Raw genomic sequence first — 7,078 nt, 5'->3', positions numbered from 1 at the left:
CTAAGCCTTTTTTAAGTTCGCTTGGCTTCATTGGTAGGTCACGTAAACGCACGCCTACAGCATTAAACACTGCATTACCAATCGCAGGAGCCACCCCTATAACCCCAGGCTCACCTAAACCAACTGGAAACTCATCGCTTTGTAAAAACTCGATGTCCATATCTGGCACATCTTGCATTCTTAGCGGTAAATAAGTATTAAAGTTAGTCGCAGATACTTGCCCATCTTTATACGTATTTGATTCATGCAATGCAAGGCTGCTACCCCATAGTAACGACCCTTCAATTTGTGCCAGTGCGCCATCTGGGTGAACTATTAAGCCCGCATCTACAACAACATAAAGCTTTTTAAGCGTTATTTTACCACTATCACGGTTAACGTGAACATGCGCTGCGGTTGCAAGCCATGCTGGCATAGTACGTTCTTGCCCTGAGCTTACAGAAAAACCAATGCCTTCGTCTTTCGCCAATTTTACAGAAGCTACTTTGTCAGACACCGTTTTAAGCACATTACGTAAGCGCAGTGCTCCGCCAACGCTTTCAGGTGCTTTACCTGCTTGCTTGCCTTTACCATCTAACATTTCAATTCTAAATTGAACAGGATCTTTGCCTTGCTTATGGGCAATTTCATCAATAAACGACTCAAGACTCCATGCAATCCAACCTGGCCCTACTGAACGTAACCAACCTGGATTAAAGGTGCTTTGTGCAACTTTGTTATTAATAGCGCGTGCACGATGACTGCTCATGCTATACCAATGATCAGCGCCTGATGCCGAAAATGCATCAAATTTACCTTTGCCATCAACACCCGGTGATAAAAACCCTGGTGCCATAGCTTTAGTAGGCCAACCAGCAGTAAATGCATGTTCCATTCCTGTGAAGGTACCATTTTTATCAAACGACGCCGTCATTTTTGCAGCAGATGCAGAACGAGACTGATCGAATAAACTATCGTCTGCTCGTGTAAATACCAGTTTTACTGGTTTACCTACTGCTTTTGCAGTTAGAGCCGCAGGTACAGTCCAATCACCAAATAATCGACGACCAAAACCACCACCTAAATAATAAGGACGAATAATTACTTTGTTTTGTTCTATATCGAGTGCTTTAGCAAGCGCTGGTAACGTAAGTGACTGCCACTGGTTACCTGTATGAATAATCCAATTTCCGTCTTTAAACTCTGCAACCGCATTTAATGGCTCTAGCTGATAATGACTCGCTGTCGCTGTGGTATACATTGATTCTAACAACTCACTAGCGTCTGCTTGAGTTTTCTTTATATCGCCTTCATCAACAAACAAAGTACCCGAGTCACGTTGCTCGCATAATCGCTTACCTTCTTTTTGAATATCAGCTTCAGATATATTTGCCGACTCACCCTTTTTGTAACTCACCTTTAAAGCATCTACTGCTTTAATGGCACTTGGGTAACTATCAGCTAATACAACAACCCAGCCTTGCACTGTGTTACTAGGGTCATTTAAAATTTCATAGCCTTTGTAACCTTTAATTGCTTTTGCTGCACTATCATCAACGTTTGTTACTGTACTGCCATAACGAGTTGGTGGAATAACTGGACGCGCGTACAGCATGCCTTCAACTTCTACATCTATCCCATATACTGCTGTACCATTTGTTTTGGCTGGTATATCAAGCGCTTTAAAATCTTGTTTAAGCCCTGTTAAATGACGTTTATTAGCCGGTTTTAGTGGAAGGTTTGCAACTTCATCACTGGTAAATGTACGATTAAACTCGCCTTTTTTAACTATGTCTGCGTAACTAACCGATTTTTCGCCTGAAATAATATAGCCCTTTTCAGCACGACATTTACTTGCAGGCACGCCGAGCATTTTCGCTCCTGCTTCTATTAATGCAATTCGACCCGCAGCGCCGGCTTGAGATAATGGCTTAAAGCTTTGAAATACAGACCATGAACCACCCGTTACCATAAAGCCCCATTTTTCATGAGTATCTACGTAGGTAATTGATACTTTATCCCAATCACATTCAAGTTCATCAGCCACAATACGCGCAAGAGCAGTACCAATATGTTGACCCATTTCAGCTTTAGCAATACTCACTTCTACAGCGCCGTCGGTGCTCATAGTCCACCAAATAGTGGGTGAAAAAGCCTGTTGCGCAATTGATTCTTTTGCACTGAGCGAACCCGAAAATAACGCAGGGGCAAACGCCATGACTAAGCCTGCGCTAGCAGTGCCAATCATAAACGAGCGACGATTTAAATTAACGGTTTCGCTATTTTTTTGAAATAATTTTTTCATTATCGGCTCCAGTTAAGCGTCTTGTGCATTTGGATCAAATATATTTACTACACTTTGTGACTCATCTGCAGCGCGTTGAATAGCAGTTTTAATACGTTTATAAGCCATACAGCGACAGTAGTTACCATTCATATGGCTTACTATTTCTTCATCTGAAGGACTTGGATTAGCTGCCAGTAATGTAGCAGCTTGCATTATTTGCCCCGACTGACAGTAACCGCACTGTGGTACTTGCTCTTCAACCCATGCTTTTTGAAGTGGGTGTTCGTTATTAAGCCCTTCAATTGTGGTAATGTTTTTTCCTGCAATAGCGCCAATTGGTAAAACACAGGAGCGAGTTGCTTGCCCATCTAAATGCACCGTACACGCGCCACACATTGCAATACCGCAACCAAACTTCGTACCTTTTAATCCAATTTCATCGCGAATAACCCATAACAATGGTGTATCTTCACTTGCGTGTGATTCAACCACCTTGCCATTAATTGTAAACGTCACCATAGCTTGCCCCTTAATTACGACTTCTATAGTCACTTTTAAACTATACGAACAGCTTCAAAAGTGACTATAGCTATTAAAAATATAACTACTGACCCTACTCGTTATATTTTTTCATTAAAATTTTTATATTCTGTTTTACTTAAAAACTCACTTAATTGCTCTTGCGTATCTATATCTAAACTCGCACTACTTAAACTAATTGTGTTAACAACCTCACGACTAGAGCGCAATAATTGCTGTGCACCTCTATCCGAAGTTAAGCTTGCAAGCTGAGATAAATCAACCGCTGGGAATATAGCGGGTACACCTAAACGCTCGCCATAGTTTGCGCACCAGCGCGATGGATTACGTGTAAAACCAGTAACTAGCTCACTTAAGTGCGCTACTTTTAGCTCAACCTGATCCGCAAGCATAAATAAAATCCCATCAAGGGACTTATTTTTAAACACAGTTTGAGACGCTATCGCGATTGAATTACCTAAACCTTGGCTCCATTGCTTGTTCTCAATTAGCTCTATGTTTTTATAACCGGCTAGTACTTGTGCTACTTCTTTATGCCATGCCCCGGTAACTACATACACGGGCGTGTCATCAAGTGCTTGAAGTGTATTTACTGCATGCTCAATCATTGTTTTGCCAAACCCGATATCAGCCGTTAATTTACAGCCGTTAAAGCGAGATGATTGCCCTGCGGCTAAAACAACTTTTGCAATTAGCACTCCTCTTGCCCCCAATGGCTTAGCGATTGGGCGTTTTTGTCACACAGCACTGCGTGTATTTCGCTGATCAGCGATAGTGCAATACTCTCTGGCGAGTCGCCGCCTAAATTTAAACCGACAGGCCCAAAAACAGGAGACTTTATTTGTGAAACACGCGTATTCGCGTGCTCTAAAACTTGTTCACGCCTGTGCTTAGGACCCAATAACCCTATATATTTAAAAGAAACATCTTTAAATTGAGCTAACGTACTCGCGTCAAGCTCAACGCTGTGAGCCATTAAAATAGCCGCATCGACTTTATTAGTTATGCAATATTCTTTTAACTCACTCGGTGTGATACGCAAAATAGCATCTGCATTTTTAAAATATTGCCTTTTTGCATTGGCTGCACGCGTGTCCCATACAGTTACACTCCAACCAAGTTGTTTGGCAAATGTATAAACCGGAACCGCATCGGCCCCACCACCCACTATTAATAAATGAGGCGGCGGATAAATAGAAGTTTGTAAGCACGTAGCGCCTTTTAATTCTATTAACTGCGCTTTGCGGTTCATTGATAAACCATGTAACTCATCATTTTGCGTAAATACACCACTACCGGCTGGCAAAATGGGGCTTACCTGTTGAAGGTATCGCCCTGGTTTATTCTCATTAAGTGCTTTAGATACAAGCTCTAACTGTAAATAGTCATTAGCTTTGTGAATGGGCTGCAGTAAAATGTGTACTATGCCCCCACAACCAATACCAAGTTGAAATGTTAAATCGTCTTCATCGGTGGCATCATAACTGATGGTTTTACTTGTTAAAGTACTCATTACTTGTTTAGCATGGCGCTGTATATCAGCTTCTAAACAGCCACCCGAAAGCATCCCCAGGCGCTCGCCTAGGCTAGATATAAGCATCATAGCCCCTAGTTTTCTGTAGCTAGAGCCTTCAATTTTGTACAAAGTAGCTAAAACCCATTCTTGGTTATCCCTATTCGGATACCAAGTGTTTAAGATACTTTTTAAATCTGTAACCATATATTGCCCTTTAAAAGCATTTATTGCGTTTAAAAACAAACCAGCCTAAACAGCTAATTTAAAACTTAATAATTCACGCACAATTTACTCCTCTATTATATCGTTTAAGGTCTCAATTAACTCATCAAATTGATCATTAACGCTTTGGCGTTGTTTATCATTTAGAGTTGAGTTTAATTCGTAGAGTAAATTTATATATAAATTTAAGTTTGCTTCATTGGTTTTCAATAGTGCGTCGCTCATATAAAGTTCGCGCTCTTTAATAACCGTACTTAACTGATTTATAAATTCTTTTTTTGTAATTTCAGCATTTGTAAATATCTGTTTGGCTGCATTCAAACGCTTCTGCTTGTACTCTAGCCACAGCGTTCCTGAGTCTTGATGTTGCTCATTAGTTGATTTAATCAGCGCTTTTTGTTGTTTATTAAGCTTGCCTATCCACTGCTCGTAGTATTCAAATTGCTCTTCCAAGCGCTCACTTTTTCGCTCAAGCGGGGTTTGTTCGTTAAACTCTTCGCGTTCGTCGTTAATTTTTATTTGAATATTGTTTAAAAGTTCTTCTCTTTGCTCACTTGATAAGGTTGCCCCAAGCTCAGCTAAAGGTATGTGCGCGTATTCAAGTAGGTTTTGCCAATGCTTTTTAGCAAAAACCACCTGCTCTTTTAACTTCTCAATGCTTAGTGTGTTGTTAAAAAGTGCCTTAATATTTTGAATGTCTTGTTTGTAGGCTGGTAGCTGCGTACTTCTATGCCACGCTTGGGTCGTGTTAATGATCTTTTTAAGCTGCTTATTTTGTGTTTTATTTAAATCAATATAATCATCTACCCAAAATGACGAAAGCCAACTCAAATTATTGTAAGTAAAAGATGCCGAGCAACTACATAAAAACAACATACTTACAGCAAGGCATATCTGTTTTAGTTTTTTTGCTTTGAAATTATTAAGCATAACCTTCTCTATTATTTAGATTGTGGCAAAGCTCAAAACTCATTTGATAATAATTATCATTTAAGTATTGACTTGTATTTAGATCTAACTGATAATCGTTCGTACAAACACAGTGTAACGACCTCAGTGCTTACGGAAGAATATTCAGCAAGGATGCTGACACATTAAAAGAAGAGCGTGCCGCTTCGTGTTATTACTTACTCGACCCAAGTAATAACATCAAATATCACATTTACTTGCTACATTGCTCATATTAGTGACGGTTAATATGATTCAAAAAAGCCCTAACGGGCTTTTTTTATTTCTTTAAATTTTCTATAAAATCTGTATCTTACACTTCTAAACTCGTTTACTTACCTTAAAAGTCCACCGTGCTGTTATTTACATTTTATACGCACGATCTGATAAGGTATCGCCTTGCGTTTAGGCTAAAGCTGGCGTAAAACATAACAGTAGACACCCTTTTTTGCATCTATTTATAGTAACCGATTTAGTCTCTACTTAAATGCATTGAGTATTAAACGTTTAAAATGCGCAAATAGTGCAAAAATTTAATAATTTAGCATTTAACTATGGCCTGTTGACCTTTTAGGATTAAATCTGTTCTATCTAGGCGCTATTTAATCGCCGCGCGAAGTTTGTAACTTAGTAAGCTCATTAAAAAACCGAGCAACAAAGAGCAAACCGCCTCAAGGGCGAGCCTAAATAGCAGTGGATGTTTAATCTAAAAAATGTACTGGCCCTAAAATCTATCGAAACTATTAATAATTGGAGGCATTAATATGTCACAGTTTAATTTAAAAGCACTCATTCTTGCTGGCGTTTTACTTGCCAGCCCTTTCGCTCATGCAACATTAGAAGATGGCATAAGAGCAGCTAACGAAGGTGAATTTGCAGTCGCCCTAAAAGAATTCCAATACCTAGCAGATAAAGGTTTTGCGCCAGGAATTTACGAACTAGCCAAATTATACGAAGGTGGATACGGTGTAACACGCGATTACCGCAAAGCAGCTGCGCTTTATCAACAAGGCGTTAAAAAGAACCATGCTGATTCGATGTTTGCTCTAGCTGTTTTATACGATGAAGGTAAAGGCGTAAAACTTGATCATCAAATGGCAGTTACCTTATTTGAAAAAGCAGCTAAGAAGAATTTACCTGCAGCTCAATTTAATTTGGGCGTAATGTACGCTAATGGCGTGGGTGTTACACGAGACTATGAAGCGGCACGTAACTGGTACGAAAAAGCAGCTGCAAACAATTACTCTTTAGCGCAATTTAATTTAGCCCTCATGTATTTTGAAGGACTAGGTATGCCAAAAGATCTTGAAAAGTCATATATTTGGAATACTATCGCTGAGTACAACGGTAATATGCAAGCGAGTCATAGCCGTAAACTTGATGAGCGTAAAATGCTGCCTAAAGAAATTGAAGCAGCTAAAGAAAAAGCCGATGCCATTTATGCAAAAATACAAGTGGGTACCTATGCTGGCGAAGGTCGCTTATTTTAAAGTCTTATTTTAGAGTTTAAGACCGTAGCTTTAAACTAATCTAAAAAAGGCTGAATTACATAATGTAATTCAGCCTTTTTAATATATCTTGATTAG

Annotated in this window: 6 protein-coding genes; 1 reads left to right on the top strand and 5 read right to left on the bottom strand. The window is 39.5% G+C overall.

Annotated elements, in window-relative coordinates; all coding sequences use genetic code 11:
- From H5072_RS08130 to H5072_RS08110, 5 genes are all read right to left on the bottom strand, one after another.
- On the bottom strand, window positions 1-2,284 hold a 2,284-nt coding region (locus H5072_RS08130; RefSeq protein ID WP_182693216.1), incomplete at its 3' end, for a xanthine dehydrogenase family protein molybdopterin-binding subunit.
- A gap of 12 nt (window positions 2,285-2,296) precedes the next feature.
- Window positions 2,297-2,785 carry a (2Fe-2S)-binding protein gene (locus H5072_RS08125; RefSeq protein WP_007582016.1) on the bottom strand — a complete coding sequence of 163 codons (489 nt, stop codon included), beginning with the start codon at window positions 2,783-2,785 and terminating at the stop codon, window positions 2,297-2,299.
- A 101-nt stretch (window positions 2,786-2,886) separates the two neighbouring features.
- Complete coding sequence (locus H5072_RS08120) at window positions 2,887-3,504, bottom strand: nucleotidyltransferase family protein (protein ID WP_182693215.1); 618 nt, start codon at window positions 3,502-3,504, stop codon at window positions 2,887-2,889.
- Window positions 3,498-4,526 carry an XdhC family protein gene (locus H5072_RS08115; protein WP_182693214.1) on the bottom strand — a complete coding sequence of 343 codons (1,029 nt, stop codon included), beginning with the start codon at window positions 4,524-4,526 and terminating at the stop codon, window positions 3,498-3,500. The genes H5072_RS08120 and H5072_RS08115 overlap by 7 nt, the downstream gene beginning before the upstream one ends.
- Before the next feature lie 84 nt (window positions 4,527-4,610).
- Window positions 4,611-5,474 carry a DUF6279 family lipoprotein gene (locus H5072_RS08110; RefSeq protein ID WP_182693213.1) on the bottom strand — a complete coding sequence of 288 codons (864 nt, stop codon included), beginning with the start codon at window positions 5,472-5,474 and terminating at the stop codon, window positions 4,611-4,613.
- Between the two features lie 782 nt (window positions 5,475-6,256).
- Here H5072_RS08110 and H5072_RS08105 point away from each other — a divergent pair.
- Complete coding sequence (locus tag H5072_RS08105; RefSeq protein WP_024595553.1) at window positions 6,257-6,982, top strand: tetratricopeptide repeat protein; 726 nt, start codon at window positions 6,257-6,259, stop codon at window positions 6,980-6,982.
- Window positions 6,983-7,078 lie beyond the last annotated feature (96 nt).

The sequence above is a fragment of the Pseudoalteromonas sp. SR45-5 genome (genome assembly GCF_014163565.1).
Classification (GTDB): domain Bacteria; phylum Pseudomonadota; class Gammaproteobacteria; order Enterobacterales; family Alteromonadaceae; genus Pseudoalteromonas; species Pseudoalteromonas distincta.
The sequence above is the reverse complement of the archived record's forward strand: the minus strand, read 5'-3'. Positions and strand labels throughout refer to the sequence as shown.